The sequence below is a fragment of the Paenibacillus sp. FSL H7-0756 genome (assembly GCF_038006765.1).
In the GTDB taxonomy this organism is placed as follows: domain Bacteria; phylum Bacillota; class Bacilli; order Paenibacillales; family Paenibacillaceae; genus Paenibacillus_AQ.
Genome location: NZ_JBBOVT010000002.1, coordinates 121855 through 138589, shown reverse-complemented (window position 1 = coordinate 138589; position 16735 = coordinate 121855). Strand labels below are relative to the sequence as shown.

Here is a 16735-nt window from a genome sequence, read left to right as displayed (position 1 = left end):
GCAAGTTACATATTATGGTTCAAGCTTAACGCTTCAGATTAACCACTTCCTGCAATACTTCATCGGAAGTGGTGATAATCCGCGAATTCGCCTGGAATCCACGCTGGGTAACAATCATTTCCGTGAACTCGCCGGTCAGATCCACATTGGACATTTCCAGCTGGCCGGCAACGATGGTGCCTGTCCCTACTTCTGCATCATTGGCAGTTGTCGGTTCCAGAGCGCCTTCAGCATTTGCATTTAAGGACATACGGTACAGGTTGCCGCCGATCTTCTCAAGCCCCTGGGGATTGCTGACTTTACCCATACCGATCTGAACGCCAGCTGTCGTTGTGCCGTCTGCCATCGTCTGCACAATTGTTCCGTCACTGGAGATGGAGAATGCCGTAACATCGTCAGCGAGCTGAATGACTTCGCCTCCGGAGTCAACGACATGTAAACCATCCGATGTAATCAGATTCCGGCTGGCATCCACATGGAAATCTCCGGCGCGGGTCAGGAACGGTACATCCTGGTCACCCGTGAGCTTCACCAGAAAGAACCCGTCTCCGTCGATCCGCAGATCTGTAGGATTATTGGTAGTCATCGCACTCCCAGCTGTATGCATGGTGTCGACAGAACCGATGGACACCCCAAGACCGATCTGCTTGGCATTGACACCGCCTTGTCCGCCATCAACCGGTGCTGTAACACCTGAAACGGTCTGGCTCATGATATCCTTGAACATCACGCGTCCTGACTTGAAGCCGATGGTGTTAACATTCGCAATATTGTTACCAATGACATCGAGCTTCGTCTGAAATCCGCGCATACCTGAAACCCCTGAGTACATAGATCTTAACATTAATAATCGTCCTCCCGGTTATAGAGTCTTCTGACTCTTAAGAATTTAAAAAGATGCAGCTGGAACGGTGGCCGCGTCAGTCGGTCGGCAGCCACTGTCGGCTCTCCAGTAAGGACCAGCCGATATCAAGATATAATTACTGCACTGTCTATCTGTGTGAATACATTGTCTTTCATTGAGTTGCCGTCCATCGCAGTAACAACTGTCCTGTTCTTTACACTTACAATCAATGCCATATCCTTCATAAGAATCAGAGATTCTTTGCTGCCCTTAGCGGCTGCTTTGTCTACCGCAGAGGAGATCTGATCCAGTTGGCGGCTGCCAAGCTCGATTCCCCGCTGCTCCAGGCGTTTGGCTGCATGGTTGCTGAACTTCAGCATATTCTTCTGCAGTACGCTCTCGAACGACGCTTCAGGACCTACCGAACCCTTAACAGATTGCTGACGCTGCAGAGCGGAAGGATGAACCGCTGCCGGATACAACTGGCCGATGGTTATTCTGTCGCTCATGTTGTCTCCCCGCTCTCCCCGCCACCTGCTGGAGGTGTACTGCTTGCCGGAGACTCGTTGCTTGCCGGAGTCTCACTGGGCGCTGGTGTCTCGCTACCTGGCGGAGGTGTAGTGCCGGCATTCTGGATTTGCATAATATCCGTTAGAGCAATCCGCTCCTTGCCTACCACTGCGTATTGCACACCGCTGCTGACTACAATCGATTCAACATTGCCGGATTTAGGCAATTTCGTCTCGGCATCCGTCCAGGTGATATCCTTCCCGATCAATCCGGATACAGAGCCAAGGGACTGATTCAGCGCTGTAAGCTGGGTGGATATGTTCATAAGCTGCTCTACGGATGAGAATTGAGCCATCTGGGCGATGAATTCCTTATCCTCCATCGGCTGCATCGGATCCTGATTCTGCAGCTGGGTAATCAGTATTTTCAAGAACTGATCCTTGCCCAGTGTAGAGGTGCCTGTGGTCTTGGGTGTTTTATCATCCGCTACATAATTCCATTGGTTGCTGTTAGACACGGGATTCGTTGCCATATCATTTCACCTCGCTTGTTCTGTTCATCAAATCTTGGTTGAGAATCCGCCGCTCTGGTTACTGTCCTGCTGAGCTGCTGACACCCAATCCTTCCATTCTCCATTAAGCTCTGCGGCAAGCACAGCATCTGCCGATTCTTCCTGGCGTTCCCGTGAACGTCTGCCTTGCTGCTGTCCGCCTGCGCCTGTCTGCTGGCCCTGCCCTCCGGTCCACTGTGACTGAGGAGAGTTGTTGTTCTGCGTCACTTCGAGGCGCTCTACCTGAAGCCCCTGGGACTGTAAGGCCATACGAAGCTGGCTCATCTGCTGCTCAAGCATATCCTTGGTTCCGGCATGCTGGGTCATGAACTGTGCCACCAGATTTCCGTTTTGCATGGTAATCTTCACATCAACTTGTCCAAGATTCTCCGGGAACAAGGTGATCGTAGCTTCAGCTACTCCACCCTTCTTGACAATCTCAAGCTTACCGCTGATGAAGGTATTCATCTCCTCGGCGAATTGCTGGACTGGCACTGGCGCGGCTTCCGCCTTGAGCGGTGCAGTAATTCCGTGCCGCAGGGATAATTGGCCGGCCGTTACAACCTCCGGCTCCTTAGTCGTCCCTTCGCCAGCGAGCAAAGGATCTTCGGCATGCACTGTCTCCTTCATTGCGGAAGTCAATACTGTGGCAACAGGAGTGGAACCCTCAGGTGCAGTTACCGTTTCGGAATTGCCAGCCGCAGCTGCTGCATCCAACATGGAACGAGTGCTGGCTGAAGCCCCCAGTAATCTGCGGACATCCGTTGCCAAATCTGCCTTGCTATACATTTCCACCTTCGGCTCGCTTCCCGTGGCCTGCTTAAGCGGCACCGCTGGAGTATCAACAACTGCTGGAGCCTTGTTAGCCATAGACTTGTGATTAACAGGCGCACTCTCCGCCATAATAGCCGAGAATTGATTCAGAAGTGCCGCTCCTTTGACAGCAGTCTCCTGATCGCCGCTAACAGCTGCCGTCTGAACCAGTTGAACCAGGCTGTTCACTTCATCCTGAACGGCAAAGCGCAGGGTTTCTGGGTTCTGAGCAAGCGGTGACAAGCCTGTTGAAGCTTCAGAAGCAGTCGATCCAGCATCCTGCGACCCTGTAGAGGGATTACCGGACACAAGAGCAGATACTTGAAGCAGCCAGCCTTGAAGCGCTGCGATTAGCGCCGGATCAGCTTCCAGACTGGTGTCCAGCTTCTCTATATCCTGCACCAGACCTTCCAGCAGATTCGTTTGCTTGACATCTGTACTGCCTGCCTCTTCTCCCTTAGCCTGAACAGCACTCAGAAGTCCTTGTAATAATGAAGCCAAATTACCGGCTACTGGAGTCTCAGTGCCTTTGACAGCCGTAACTCCTACCATGCTCTGCACAAGCGTCTGGGCAAATGGCGTCGCCGGATTAACCGTTCCGGTAGTTCCCGGCGTTGTTCCGCCTGAAGCAGCCAGATTGCCTGCGGTTAAGGTTTGTAGAATAATACTCATCTTTTTCACCTCCCTTCAAGGTTTATTTTCCGCCCATCAGACGGTTGACGATTTTGGCTGTCTGCTTGCTGTCTTTCTTGGTCATTTCCCCCAGAATGGAGGAGCGGACCGAGTCACTCACTGTATTCAGCACAGTGATGACCTTATCCGGACTAAGGCTGTACATGGAACCGAGCAGGACTGCTGCATCCGCAGCGGGCATGCTGGTGAAGGTCTGGCCTAGCTTCTCCTGATCCAGATTAGCTGAAGGCTTGGGAGTTACCGTACCCGTCTCCTGCTTTAGCCGGGATTGCAGGGCTGCAATAGCCATATCGGTTGAATTTGTGGTTTCTTTTAGCTTTATGGAGACATCTGCCGCTTTCTTGGCATCCATTTTTTCCAGGATGGCCGATTTGCTGGCATTATTCATCACACTGAAGATTTGAACCATCTCTTCGGTAGTCAAATTCTCCATAATCGGTGCCGCTTTGGAGGCCTTCATCCCGGCATACAGCTTGGCCAGATCCGTCACCTTCTTCAGATAAGGATCTTCCTCCTCTTCGGGGGCTGCGGCCGTTTCAGCAGCGGTCTTTAACTCATCCACCTGCTTTTGAAGCGCTTCTGCCTTGGTGACCTCCGCTGCCTTGTCTTCCTCCGCCTTTTTCAGCTTCTCCTCCCCAGCAGCAAGCTGAGCTTTGAGTTCTTTAATCGTGCTAGCAGAGCTGGCAGCCTGTTCTTTGCTCTCTGCTGGCTTCTCTGCGGCATCACCCGGCGCTGCCGGGTCCGCCGGCGGATCAGGCACCCATTTTTCTATAATAGGAATTTTGTTGGCAATCGCCAGCACGTTATTGCGGATATCCATATTAAATAGGGTCAACAATACCCCAAGCAGTACAAGCGTGAAAATGATTGGAATCATCAAGAACAAGAAACGCTCTAATTTGCCTGCCGACCCTTCATCTTCAAATTCCATCTGATTATTTGCCACTAGCGGAAACCTCCCGGGTTAGAGGGATTTCATCGCGAAGCGGACGGTAGCCATCTCATCCAGTTCGTTTTGTTCCCGTAAACTCATATTCTGCAGAAATGCGGTTTGTGCTTTGTCTTTAGCTTTGAGCCATACCTTCTCATCCAGAACCTTCGTACTCAGATGATCCTGCTTATTCTGAACCTCAACATGTGCCCGGCTAATGTCAGAATGCTTGCGGGCAATGCATTTGTCGAGATAATCCACGTAATCCTGCATTTCGCGAAGCTTAGCCATCGGTGTCTTCTGCTGTGCTGCACTTTGCAGGGACAACATCAGCATACTGCGCTGGCCGATTAATTCATCAAGGCTTTTTTCCTGTGCCTGCAGTTCTCCGAGTGCGCTTGAGAGCATCCACTCTGCCTGTGTTTTTTCGTTACCCTTCAAGTCCACCACTTTTTGAAAAGTATAATGGAATCTCATGATCAATCAACTCCTCGAGAACTGTGAAATTAAAGTCTGCTGCACTTCGCTAAGGGTTACCTTCTCGTTGACCTTTTGTTTGGTGAAATCCCAGATGCTGTCGATGTAATGCATCGACTCATCGATTTGCGCGTTCGAGCCCCGCTGGTAGGCCCCGATGTTAATCAGATCCTCGGAATCCTTATATACGGCCATCAGGCGCTTCACATTCTCGGCTGCAGCAATCTGCTCCTCCGGGGCGATATCCTTCATCACCCGGCTGATGCTGGCGAGAACGTCAATCGCCGGAAAATGTCCTTTGTTGGCTATATTCCGGTTCAGAACAATATGTCCGTCCAGAATACCGCGTACAGCATCTGCTATCGGCTCGTTCATATCATCACCGTCAACCAGCACCGTGTAGAACGCGGTGATTGAGCCCGTTGGACCCGTCCCGGCCCGTTCCAGCAGCTTAGGCAGACTGGCGAATACAGAAGGTGTGTACCCTCTCATCGCCGGCGGCTCGCCGACTGCCAGCCCTACCTCACGCTGGGCCATCGCATAACGTGTTACCGAGTCCATCATCAGCATGACATTCAGACCACGGTCGCGGAAGTACTCGGCAATTGTAGTAGCGATCAGCGCCCCCTTGATCCGGATCAGCGCAGGCTGATCGGAAGTGGCCACAATGACCACCGAACGCTGTAGACCTTCGGGTCCCAGATCCCGCTCAATGAAATCAAGCACCTCTCTGCCCCGTTCACCGATCAGCGCAATCACATTGACATCTGCCGAGGTGTTGCGGGCAATCATGCCCATCAGAGTACTCTTCCCCACACCCGAGCCGGCAAAAATCCCTACACGCTGCCCCTTTCCGATCGTCAGCAGTCCATCTATAGCCCGGACTCCAATACTGATCGGTTCGGCAACCCGCGGGCGGTTAAGCGGATTGGATGGAATGTTGAAGGTGGAGCTATGCGGCATTCTGGCCGGTATCAGAGAACCGTCCAGCGGCTGTCCCAGTCCGTCAAGTACCTTCCCGAGCAGCTCCGAGCCGACTTGAACGCTCAGCGGCTTGCCGGTGCCCACCACATCACAGCCAGGTCCGATAGCCTGCAGTTCGCCAAGCGGCATTAGCAGCACCTTGTTATCGCGGAATCCTACAACCTCTGCCTGGAGCGGCTTACTTCCTTTGGCAGGATAGATATAACAGACATCACCGATGCTGGCGTCAGGCCCTTCCGACTCCACCATCAGCCCGATAACCTGTGTAACCTTGCCGTTAATCCTTACCGGATCGAAGTTACGCAGCTGATCTTTGTATCTTCTGCTGTCAAGCATCGTCGTCCCCATTTCTGTGTTCATCCGAGTCCAGAGCGATTCTTAGCAGTTCTTTTTTGATTTCGGCAAGCTGGGTATCGACACGGGCATCGATGCTGCCGAAGGAAGACCGGATCACACACCCCAGATCTCTGACCGTTGAATCCGGGAGAATCTGCAGCTCAGCCTGTGAGTCCACCGCAAGCGAGAGTTCTTCCCGGGCTGCATTGACAAAAGCAAACTGTGCAGGAGAGACACAGAGTGAGATCAGCCCCTGCTCGCGTTTGCGGGCCAGATTCTTACGGATCAGATCCATTGCAAATTGCGGTTCTATGGTTAGCTGCTTGTCCACGATTTTCTCAGCAATATCGCAGCTCAGCTCCACAAGGAAGGGTTCCGCCTCCTGAATAATTACATCTCTTGCCCGGTAGGCTTCCTGAAGCACGGTCCGCGCTTCTTCCATCATCTCGGCGAGACGCCGGGACATCTCCTGCTCTGCTTGAGCCAGACCTTCCTGGTACCCCTGCTGATAGCCCTCGGATTTGACGGCTTCGATCAGCAGCTCATCCTGTTCCCTGCGCTCACGCCACCATTTTTCAGCTTCAGTCCGCGCTGATTCCACAATATTCTCCGCTTCCTCGGAGGCGCTGCGGACTTGACTCTCCGCGAACTCCTGAGCATCCTTCAGCATTTGCTTGCGTGACTGCTCCGCTGCCTCCCTGGCGGGGTCCTGGTAGTGGACTTCACCCGGAGGCTCTTCTGGAGCCGGCTCTTCAGTCAGACCTGCATGATGCCTGGCCTGTTCAAGACGCTTCAGCACATCTACCGGAATATATTGAGAATGTTTGATCAGCTTAGACAATAATGTCATCTCCTCCGCCACGGGCGATGATAATTTCACCAGACTCTTCGAGTCTGCGGATCGTGCCTACGATGCGGGTCTGTGCTTCTTCCACATCACGCAGCCGCACGGGCCCCATATACTCCATTTCCTCGCGGAAGGTCTCGGCCATACGCTTGGACATATTGCGGAAGATAACATCCCGCACTTCCTCGCTGGCCACCTTGAGCGCAAGCTGCAAGTCCGCGTTGTCGATATCCTTGATAATCCGTTGAATCGAGCGGTTGTCGACATTGACGATATCCTCGAAGACGAACATCCGCTTCTTGATTTCCTCGGCCAGCTCCGGGTCCTGAATTTCCAGGGAATCGAGAATAGTACGCTCTGTACCGCGGTCTACGCCGTTCAGAATCTGTACAATCGATTCGATACCGCCTGCGTTCGTATAATCCTGGGTTACTGTAGCAGACAGCTTCTGTTCCAGGACACGTTCGATCTGTGTTACCACCTCTGGAGAGGTGCTGTCCATGATCGCTATTCTTCTGGCTACCTCCGCCTGCTTCTCCTGAGGCAGGGAAGACAGAATGGAGGCCGCCTGTTCAAATTGCAGATAAGAGAGTACAAGGGCAATCGTCTGTACATTCTCGTTCTGAATGAAGTTGAGAATCTGGTTCGGATCTGCCTTGCGGGCAAAATCGAAAGGCCTTACCTGCAGCGTTGCTGTCAGGCGGTTGATAACTTCGAGCGCCTTGGCTGAACCGAGAGCTTTCTCGAGAATCTCCTTGGCGTAATTGATACCGCCCTGCGAGATATATTCCTGGGCGAGACAGATCTGATGGAATTCGGACATGATCGACTCTTTTTCGCCGCTGTCCACTTTGCGTACATTCGCAATCTCCAGCGTCAGCTGTTCGATTTCCTCATCCCGCAGATGCTTGAATATTTGTGCCGATACTTCAGGCCCTAGTGTGATAAGCAGGATCGCCGCCTTTTGACGGCCGCTGAGTCCCTGCTGGCTAGCTTTTGCCATTTCTTCACCTCTGTTCTTCAGCAAGCCAAGTGCGGAGCAGATTTACGAATTCATCCGGCTTCTTCTTCGCCAGACTTTCCAGCTGCTTGCGGACCTGACTTTCATTCGTCACGCTATCCATATTAATTGAAGGGAACTCGGTAGGAACCTGCAGCGGAATATCTTCTTCCACCTCTTCCTCCTGCTTGTTCTTGCGGCTGCGGTAGATTAGATAACCTCCGCCTGCACCGACGAGCAGAGCAGCAGCACCGATCGCCCAGATCATCCAGGTTGCCAGTCCGCCGGTTGTATTCTCGGCAGCGGCACCTCCAAATTGTTGTGAGAATACCGAAACTTTTTTGGTCAGGTCGGCGTCTGTATAAGTAATACCTGAATCTGCCAGGGACGCGCGGACAATGTTGACCAGAATGTTCTGGATGGCTCCTGAGGTAGCATCGTCCAAAGTTGTTTGTCCTGCAGGTGGTTCAACCGCGACATTTATGGTTAAATCTTTTACAGTATATGGACTTGCGATAATATCTTTAGTGATTCTAGTAACTTCATAGTTCCTTGTCTCCGATGATTCCTCAGAAGAAGAAGCACCTGTGTCAGCCCCCGCAGGATAACCTGCAACATCTTCAGATCCTGTACCTGCGACTCCTCCGGAAGTGTTCCCTTGGCCCGAGAATGTTTTGCTGATAATCTGCGAGCTGATCTCAATCCCCTTCATATTCTCAGCATCCACCGGTACTACGACATCTTCCTTTCTGTTCTCCTTATCGAAATTAAGCTTGGAGAACACCAGAACATCAACCTTATCGGGACCTGTGAGGGTACTCAGGAATTGCTTCACATCTCGCTTCACATCATCTTCGAATTTCTTCTTGAGGGCGAAGTTCTCTTCAACTTGGCTTGCGATCCCCGCCTGGCCGCCCTTGGCCGTGGGTTTCAGCTCCACCTCGTTGTTAGTGATCGTAATGTTGTCGATGGGAAGATTCGGAACAGCAGTCTTCACCAGATTGAAGTAGCCGTCAATATTCTCCTGAGAAGGTCTGAATCCCGGATCAAAGCTCATCACCACGGAAGCCTGCGCTTTCTCCTGATCCTCTTGTGAGGCGAATACCGTCTCCTTCGGCAGGGTAATGAGAACCTTGGCGTCTTTAATCCCCTGCATCCTTCTCATCAGCTGTTCTACTTCACCATTAAGCGCATTGTTGTATTTAACATTGAATTCACTGTCTGTAGTCCCGATCATGGACGAGGATTCATTGAATACCTTGTACCCGATCGAGCCCTGCTGAACGATCCCCTGAGAACCAACAGCTATCTTGATACGTGCAGCATCCGTGCTGGGAACGGAGATGCTTTTGCCATCCGGGCTTAAACGGTAAGACACCCCTGATGTATCCAAGTAACTCATAACTCCCGCTGAATCGGTACTGTCCAGGTCCTGAAAAGCAACCTCATATTCAACCTTCGATAACTGCATAGTTGTAACTACGATTACTATAATGATAATAAACAGAGTGGAGAAAAACATTATCTTCTGTTTACCGCTGAATCTGTTCCAATACTGGGTTATCTTCTCCCGGTACTGGGCCAATCTTTCATTCACAGTGTCACCCCATCCGAAACGTAGCTAGGATTATTTAGATTTGAGTTCTCATAATTTCCTGATAGGCTTCAATCACTTTGTTCCGGACTTGTGTAGTCAACTGCAAACTCAGCAATGCCTGTTGGGACGAAATCATAGCCTCATCAATGTTGACCTCTCCCAGTACAAATTTGTTACTCATGTCTTTCGCCTGCTGTTCCTGATCTGCTACCTGGTTAAGCGCATTCTCCAGATATGAACCGAAGCTCTGTCCCGGCTCTTGCACGGCTGATGATTCTGCAGCTACGGATTTCATAGCGAGAGGCTGAACCGCCTGGTTCCCGATCAATAAATTCTGTATCAATTCTTCTCCCCCTAGACAGTCAATTCATTCTAACGGCCAATTTCAAGCGCCTTGGTCACCATCGATTTGGATGCATTCAGCATCGTAACATTCGCTTCGTAAGAACGGGAGGCAGACAGCATGTCCACCATTTCCTTGGTCACATCCACATTCGGCATATAGACATAACCGTCAGCGTCTGCATCAGGATGGCTCGGATTATATACCGGCTTCAGCGGAGAAGAATCCTCAATAATCGACTTCACCTTGACGCCATCATTGCCGCCGCTCATCTTGGAGCCGAGTATATTCGCGAAGCTGTCAGCCTGGGTAGTCTCCAGAACTGTGAGCTTACGGCGGTAAGGTACGGCTTTGCCGTCTACCACGGAGGCCCGAGTGGTCTCGGCGTTGGCGATATTGGAGGAGATCACATCCATCCGCAGTCGCTGGGCGGTTAAAGCCGAGGCGCTAATACCAAAGCTGTTGCCAAAGTTCATTATTTATTACCCTCCCTGTACAACTGTACGCATCATTGTGATCTGACTGTTCAGCTGTTCTACATAGGAGTTGTATCTCAGCTGGTTCTCGGCGCTCAGCGCCTGTTCACGATCCATATCCACATTATTGCCGTTGTTATTCATAGATGTAGTCTCATCGGTACTGACTACAGCGGCCGGCATGCCGGTCACTGTCCCGAAGCGGAAATGACGGGAGTCTGATACCTTCGCACCCAGTGTAGGTTTAAGTCCGCTCTCCTGATCTCTCAGGAAGCTCTCAAAGCTAACATCTGAACGTTTAAAATTTGGTGTATCATTATTTGCTACATTATTAGCCAGAACACTTTGTCGTTTGGTGGCGGCATCTAGGCCTCCTTGTAATCTTTGAAAACTGACACTGTTCAGCAAACCCATAGTAATCCCCCTTCCAAACCTATCATAATGAAAAGAATTCCACAACTTTGTTCAAATCCCTGCTTATTTTCGACAAATAAAGTCATTTTTTTCACAACATATTCGCCTTAAAGTCGAACCATGTCGAGGAATGATTCTTATGTCAATCTCACATACATTGATTCTCTTAGAATTTGTATATTATTACAATAAGAAATAAGCCCTATCTTTTCAGAAAAGAGAGGGCTTAAAGCATGTTTTTACAATTATTTTCCTTTTTTATTACATTTTTTGCTTTATTATAGATTTTTTTAACTTTTAATGCATGAATTTAGAATCAAATTTATATAACCTTAATTCTAATTACCTATATTGAAGATTTTGTGGCTCTGTCAGCTTAGAGGATATATTGGCTTAAGTCGCGGTCCTGCGCGATTCCTGCCAGTTTTTCGCGAACATACTCCGGCGTGATGACCATTGTATCCAGCGTCAGCTCAGGTGCCTCGAACGATAGATCCTCCAACAGCTTTTCCAGGATCGTATGAAGACGCCGCGCTCCGATGTTCTCCATATTCTGATTCACGGAGGCCGCGATCTTGGCAATTTCCTGAATGGCTTCCTTCTGGAACTGGATTTCAATGTTCTCTGTCTGCAGTAAATGGACATACTGTTTCGTAAGTGCGTTCTCAGGCTCCGTAAGAATAGATACAAAGTCCTCAAGTGTAAGACTGCTCAGCTCCACACGGATCGGGAAACGTCCCTGAAGCTCAGGGATCAGATCTGAAGGCTTGGCGATATGAAAAGCGCCTGCAGCGATGAACAGCACGTAGTCTGTCTTCACAGGCCCGTATTTGGTCATGACAGTCGATCCCTCGACGATGGGCAGAATATCACGCTGCACGCCTTCGCGGGATACATCGGGACCTGAGCCCTTGCCTTGGCTGGCTACCTTATCGATCTCATCGATGAAAATAATCCCGGATTGCTCTGCGCGGGCTACGGATTCCTGAATCATGTCGTCTGTGTCGATCAGCTTGGCCGCTTCATCCTGGATCAGTACCTTGCGGGCCTCACGGATCGGCAGCTTGCGCTTCTTCGTACGCTTCGGCAGCAGGTTACCGAACATCTCCTGCATATTCATGCCCATCTGGTCGTTGCCCTGGCCCGCGAACATATCCATCATGGAAGGCGTCGTGTCCTCGACATCAATCTCAATGACGTCATCCTCTAACTGGCCGGCAAGCAGCTTGAACTTGATCCCTCTGCGGCGTTCGCTCAGGCTTCCGTCCTCCGGCTCTTCCTTGGATTCTTCCGCCCCGCCGTTGTTTCCGCCAAAAATCATCTCAAACGGATTGCGCTGCGATTTGCCCTTCGAGGAGGACGGAACCAGTATTGCCACAATCCGGTCATTCGCCAGCTCTTCTGCGCGGTCCTTCACCTTTTCGGTGCGCTCCAGCTTCACCATACGGATAGAGGTCTCCACCAGATCACGGACCATAGACTCCACATCGCGCCCCACGTAGCCGACTTCCGTAAATTTGGTAGCCTCTACTTTGATAAACGGGGCATTAACAAGCTTAGCCAGACGCCGGGCAATCTCTGTTTTACCTACACCGGTAGGTCCAATCATCAGAATATTCTTCGGCACAACCTCATCCCGCAGCTCCTCGGACAACAGACTGCGCCGATACCGGTTGCGGAGGGCAACGGCCACTGATTTCTTGGCCTGCTTTTGACCTACGATATATTTGTCAAGCTCTGTTACGATCTGGCGTGGCGTAAGCGATTGATTCACCATTGTGACTTCCTCCCTTTATATATGGCACCTTGCCTATAGCTCTTCGACAATAATATTGGAATTGGTATATACACAGATCTCGGAGGCAATTTGCAGCGCTTCTCTGGCAATGTCACCGGCACCGAGCTGCGGAGCATGGCGCTTAAGTGCCCGCCCGGAAGCCAGCGCAAAGTTCCCGCCGGAGCCGATCGCCAGCACATCATCATCCGGCTCGATAATTTCACCGTTGCCGGAGATCAGCAGCATGCCTTCCTTATCCATTACGATCATGAGGGCCTCCAGCTTGCGCAGAATACGGTCCTGACGCCAATCCTTGGCCAGCTCCACCGCCGCCCGCTGCAGATTGCCGTGATGCTCCTCAAGCTTGCCCTCGAACTTCTCGAACAGTGTAATTGCATCAGCCACGGAGCCTGCGAACCCGGCAATGACCTGGCCTCTGTACAGGCGGCGGACTTTCTTGGCCGTTGTCTTCATAATGACACTCTCTCCGAATGTAACCTGGCCGTCACCGGCAATCGCCGCATGGCCGTTATGTCTTACCGCACAAATCGTAGTTGCATGAAAGCTGGGTAACATGATGGGCACCCTCCTCAGATTAGGTGATACAGGTCTGGACCTATTGAGCCGGTTGTGCCGGACTATCCGCTTCTGCCGGATCAGCATCCACCGGCTCCGGCTCTGTATACGTCAATTCATGGGCAGCAGCATAAGCAGCAAGGCTGTCAAGCGCCCGGTGAGCCAGACGTTCGTTTTTCTCTTTTTTGCTGCGGAACCGGGTCTCAAGCTTCGGCAGCAGGCCGAAGTTGGCATTCATCGGCTGGAAGTGCTGCGGATCGGCCGAAGTGATATAGGCGGGCATGCTGCCCAGCACCGTATCCTCGGGGAAGATCAGGCTCTCTTCTCCAAGCGCAGCTCTCGCTGCATTCATACCGGCGATCATACCGGAAGCCGCAGATTCTACATACCCTTCCACCCCGGTCATCTGGCCGGCAAAATACAGCCGTTCCCGGCCTTTCATCTGGTAAGTGGGCTGCAGCAGCTTGGGAGAATTAATAAAGGTATTGCGGTGCATAACCCCATAACGCACATATTCCGCCTGCTCCAGGCCCGGAATAAGTGAGAATACCCGCTTTTGCTCGCCCCACTTCAGATGGGTCTGGAAGCCAACCAGATTATACAGCGTACCGGCAGCATTGTCCTGGCGCAGTTGCACAACCGCGTAAGGCAGCTTGCCCGTGTGAGGATTGAGCAGCCCTACAGGCTTCATAGGGCCGAACAGTGCCGTCTGCTTGCCGCGTCTCATCATAATTTCAATCGGCATACAGCCTTCAAAATAAATCTCTTTCTCAAAATCTTTGAGTGCAGCCGTCTCAGCCGAGATCAGCGCATCATAAAAAACATCGAATTCCTCTTCCGTCATCGGACAGTTCAGATAGGCGGCTTCGCCTTTATCATAGCGGGAAGCCAAATAGACCTTGCTCATATCGATGCTGTCTTTCTCAACAATCGGAGCCGCTGCATCATAGAAATAAAAGTATTCCTCGCCAAGCAGTCCCTTAATCTCCGAGGACAGGGAGGGTGAAGTCAGCGGCCCGGTAGCAATAACAACAATCCCTTCCTCCGGTATATGCGTAAGTTCTTCGTTTATGACTTCCACCAGAGGGTGGTTATGCAGCATGGATGTAATTTCACCGGAGAATCCGTCCCGGTCAACAGCAAGAGCGCCTCCCGCCGGAACGGCATGTCTGTCGGCTGCACCCAGTACCAGGGAGCCCAGGCGCCGCATTTCTTCCTTAAGTACACCCACTGCATTCCCGAGGCCATTCGCCCGCAGTGAGTTGCTGCAGACCAGTTCGGCGAACTGATCTGTATGATGCGCCGGTGTCTTCACAACCGGGCGCATCTCATACAATCTGACTGGAACTCCGCGCGAAGCGATCTGCCAGGCGGCTTCACTTCCGGCCAGACCTGCTCCGATAACGGTTACTTGTGCTTTTTGTGTCAATTTCCGTTCCTCCTGTAACCCTATTATTCTGCTAACTCATCGCTCTCGATTACAGCTTCTGTATGATCGCATGAAGTACACTGCAGCTTGGTTCCCTGCTTGTTGCGTTTCTCTATCATCCAGGAGCCGCAAGCCGGACAAGGCTTCACTGATGGCTTATCCCAGGAGACAAAGTCACAGCCCGGATATTGGTCGCAGCCGTAGAAGACACGTCCCTTCTTGCTGCGCCGCTCCACAACCTTGCCTTCATGGCATTTCGGACAGCTTACACCGATATCCTTAATGATCGGCTTGGTGTTGCGGCATTCCGGAAATCCGGAGCAGGCCAGGAATTTGCCGAACCGGCCCAGCTTATAGACCATGGGCTTGCCGCATTTCTCACACAGCTCATCGGAGACCTCATCTTCAATCTCGATTTCCTTCATTTCTTCTTCCGCATATAGGAGTCTTTTCTCAAAGGATTCATAGAACTGGGCCAACACCTTCACCCAATCCTCCGCGCCTTCCTCCACATGGTCAAGGTCTCCTTCCATATGGGCAGTGAATTCCACATTGAGAATTTCCGGGAAGAACTCTTCCATTTGCTCTATGATCAGTTCTCCAAGCTCAGTCGGCATGAACTTCTTCTCTTCAATCGCCACATACCCGCGCTTCTGTATCGTCTCCAGGGTCGGCGCATACGTACTTGGACGGCCTATGCCCAGTTCTTCAAGCGTCTTGACGAGACGGGCTTCTGTATATCTTGGCGGCGGCTGGGTGAAATGCTGCTTCGGCTCAATCTCGCGCTTCACCAGCTCATCGCCTGCCTTCAGCTGCGGCAGGAACTTCTCTTCGTCTGTTGTGCCGTCGTCATTGCCTTCCACATACACTTTCATGAAACCCGGGAACGAGACCTTGGACCCTACCGCTCTGAATATCGCTGTTCCGGCTGTAATATCTACCGACAACGTATCCAGCAGCGCGGAAGACATCTGACTGGACACAAAACGCTCCCATACCAGCTTATACAGCCGGAATTGATCACGGCTCATGAATTCCTTGACCATTTCCGGCTCACGCAGCGCAGAGGTCGGACGGATCGCTTCATGCGCATCCTGTGTGCCCGCAGCCTTCTTGGAATATTGGCGCGGCGTCTCGGGAATGAACTTCTCACCGTATTTGGCTTGGATCAGCTCCTTGGCTTCATCCTGGGCCGTAGTGGATATACGCGTAGAATCCGTACGCATATAAGTGATTAACCCCACAGTGCCTTCCTTGCCCAGCTCGACTCCCTCATAGAGCTGCTGTGCGACAGACATCGTCTTGGACGCGCGGAAGCCCAGCTTGCGGGCAGCCTCCTGCTGCAGTGAGCTTGTCGTGAACGGAGCGGATGGATGACGCTGTCTCTCCTTCTCTTTCACTTCTTTGACCTGGAAGGCAGCGTTCTTTATCGCTTCCAGCACTTCCTGCACATCGCTCTCCTGGCCCAGTTCCTTCTTCTCGCCGTTCAGCCGGTGGAACTTGGCTTCGAATTCAGAATCCCGAATCGCTAGCCGGGCAGTAATGCTCCAGTATTCTGTAGGAACGAATTCGGAAATTTCATTCTCCCTGTCCATTACAATCTTGACCGCTACCGATTGTACCCGTCCGGCGGAGAGGCCTTTTTTGACTTTCTTCCATAATAGAGGGCTAATCTTGTAACCGACAAGCCGGTCCAGAATCCGCCGCGCCTGCTGGGCATTCACCAGATCCATATTAATCTTGCGCGGTGTCTTGAAGGCATCCTTTACCGCCTGCTTCGTGATTTCATTGAAGACCACCCGGCATTCCTGAGTGTTGTCCAAATTCAGTGCATTTGCCAAATGCCAGGCAATGGCTTCCCCTTCGCGGTCCGGGTCAGCTGCGAGATAGACTTTCTTGACTTTTTTGCTGGCATCCTTAAGTTCCTTCAAGATAGAACCCTTGCCCCGGATCGTTATATATTTGGGATTGAACTGATTCTCCACATCCACACCGATCTGGCTTTTTGGCAAATCTATGATATGCCCCATTGATGCCTTAACAATATATTTGCTGCCCAGATATTTACCAATCGTTTTCGCTTTTGATGGTGATTCTACAATAACCAACGCATCTGCCATAGGTTTTCCTCCCAAAAG

17 protein-coding genes are annotated in these 16735 nt (G+C 51.5%); all 17 read right to left on the bottom strand.

What is annotated here, in order from left to right:
* Nucleotides 1-25: 25 nt before the first annotated feature.
* The 17 genes from flgG to topA all read right to left on the bottom strand — a co-directional run bounded on the left by flgG (nt 26) and on the right by topA (nt 16717).
* Nucleotides 26-844, bottom strand: coding sequence for a flagellar basal body rod protein FlgG (gene flgG / locus NST04_RS17295; RefSeq protein WP_341185373.1), 819 nt, complete (start codon nt 842-844; stop codon nt 26-28).
* A 125-nt stretch (nt 845-969) separates the two neighbouring features.
* Entirely contained in the window at nt 970-1353 is a 384-nt protein-coding gene (locus tag NST04_RS17290) for a TIGR02530 family flagellar biosynthesis protein (RefSeq protein ID WP_341185372.1), read from the bottom strand.
* The gene (locus tag NST04_RS17285; protein ID WP_341185371.1) at nt 1350-1886 is read right to left on the bottom strand and encodes a flagellar hook capping FlgD N-terminal domain-containing protein; all 537 of its coding nucleotides are present in this window, start codon (nt 1884-1886) and stop codon (nt 1350-1352) included. Before NST04_RS17285 ends, NST04_RS17290 begins: the two co-directional genes overlap by 4 nt.
* 27 nt (nt 1887-1913) lie before the next feature.
* Nucleotides 1914-3389 (bottom strand): flagellar hook-length control protein FliK, encoded by a 1476-nt coding sequence (locus NST04_RS17280; protein ID WP_341185370.1) that lies wholly within the window; start codon nt 3387-3389, stop codon nt 1914-1916.
* A gap of 22 nt (nt 3390-3411) precedes the next feature.
* Complete coding sequence (locus tag NST04_RS17275; RefSeq protein WP_341185369.1) at nt 3412-4356, bottom strand: MotE family protein; 945 nt, start codon at nt 4354-4356, stop codon at nt 3412-3414.
* Between the two features lie 18 nt (nt 4357-4374).
* Complete coding sequence (fliJ, locus tag NST04_RS17270) at nt 4375-4818, bottom strand: flagellar export protein FliJ (RefSeq protein ID WP_341185368.1); 444 nt, start codon at nt 4816-4818, stop codon at nt 4375-4377.
* A 6-nt stretch (nt 4819-4824) separates the two neighbouring features.
* Complete coding sequence (gene fliI / locus NST04_RS17265; RefSeq protein ID WP_036692488.1) at nt 4825-6138, bottom strand: flagellar protein export ATPase FliI; 1314 nt, start codon at nt 6136-6138, stop codon at nt 4825-4827.
* A complete protein-coding gene (locus NST04_RS17260; RefSeq protein ID WP_341186781.1) occupies nt 6131-6979 on the bottom strand; it encodes a FliH/SctL family protein in 849 nt (282 codons plus the stop codon). Before NST04_RS17260 ends, fliI begins: the two co-directional genes overlap by 8 nt.
* The gene (gene fliG / locus NST04_RS17255) at nt 6972-7988 is read right to left on the bottom strand and encodes a flagellar motor switch protein FliG (RefSeq protein WP_036692485.1); all 1017 of its coding nucleotides are present in this window, start codon (nt 7986-7988) and stop codon (nt 6972-6974) included. The genes NST04_RS17260 and fliG overlap by 8 nt, the downstream gene beginning before the upstream one ends.
* A gap of 4 nt (nt 7989-7992) precedes the next feature.
* Complete coding sequence (gene fliF / locus NST04_RS17250; protein ID WP_341185367.1) at nt 7993-9582, bottom strand: flagellar basal-body MS-ring/collar protein FliF; 1590 nt, start codon at nt 9580-9582, stop codon at nt 7993-7995.
* A 34-nt stretch (nt 9583-9616) separates the two neighbouring features.
* Entirely contained in the window at nt 9617-9925 is a 309-nt protein-coding gene (fliE, locus tag NST04_RS17245) for a flagellar hook-basal body complex protein FliE (RefSeq protein ID WP_036724654.1), read from the bottom strand.
* 29 nt (nt 9926-9954) lie between these two features.
* The gene (gene flgC, locus NST04_RS17240; RefSeq protein ID WP_341185366.1) at nt 9955-10401 is read right to left on the bottom strand and encodes a flagellar basal body rod protein FlgC; all 447 of its coding nucleotides are present in this window, start codon (nt 10399-10401) and stop codon (nt 9955-9957) included.
* Between the two features lie 6 nt (nt 10402-10407).
* The gene (gene flgB / locus NST04_RS17235; RefSeq protein WP_341185365.1) at nt 10408-10815 is read right to left on the bottom strand and encodes a flagellar basal body rod protein FlgB; all 408 of its coding nucleotides are present in this window, start codon (nt 10813-10815) and stop codon (nt 10408-10410) included.
* A 376-nt stretch (nt 10816-11191) separates the two neighbouring features.
* Nucleotides 11192-12592, bottom strand: coding sequence for an ATP-dependent protease ATPase subunit HslU (hslU, locus tag NST04_RS17230; RefSeq protein ID WP_036724651.1), 1401 nt, complete (start codon nt 12590-12592; stop codon nt 11192-11194).
* Between the two features lie 33 nt (nt 12593-12625).
* Nucleotides 12626-13168: an ATP-dependent protease subunit HslV gene (gene hslV, locus NST04_RS17225; protein ID WP_341147949.1), complete on the bottom strand. Its 543-nt coding sequence runs from the start codon at nt 13166-13168 to the stop codon at nt 12626-12628.
* A gap of 40 nt (nt 13169-13208) precedes the next feature.
* Complete coding sequence (gene trmFO / locus NST04_RS17220) at nt 13209-14597, bottom strand: FADH(2)-oxidizing methylenetetrahydrofolate--tRNA-(uracil(54)-C(5))-methyltransferase TrmFO (RefSeq protein WP_341185364.1); 1389 nt, start codon at nt 14595-14597, stop codon at nt 13209-13211.
* Between the two features lie 23 nt (nt 14598-14620).
* Nucleotides 14621-16717 (bottom strand): type I DNA topoisomerase, encoded by a 2097-nt coding sequence (topA, locus tag NST04_RS17215; protein WP_341185363.1) that lies wholly within the window; start codon nt 16715-16717, stop codon nt 14621-14623.
* Nucleotides 16718-16735 lie beyond the last annotated feature (18 nt).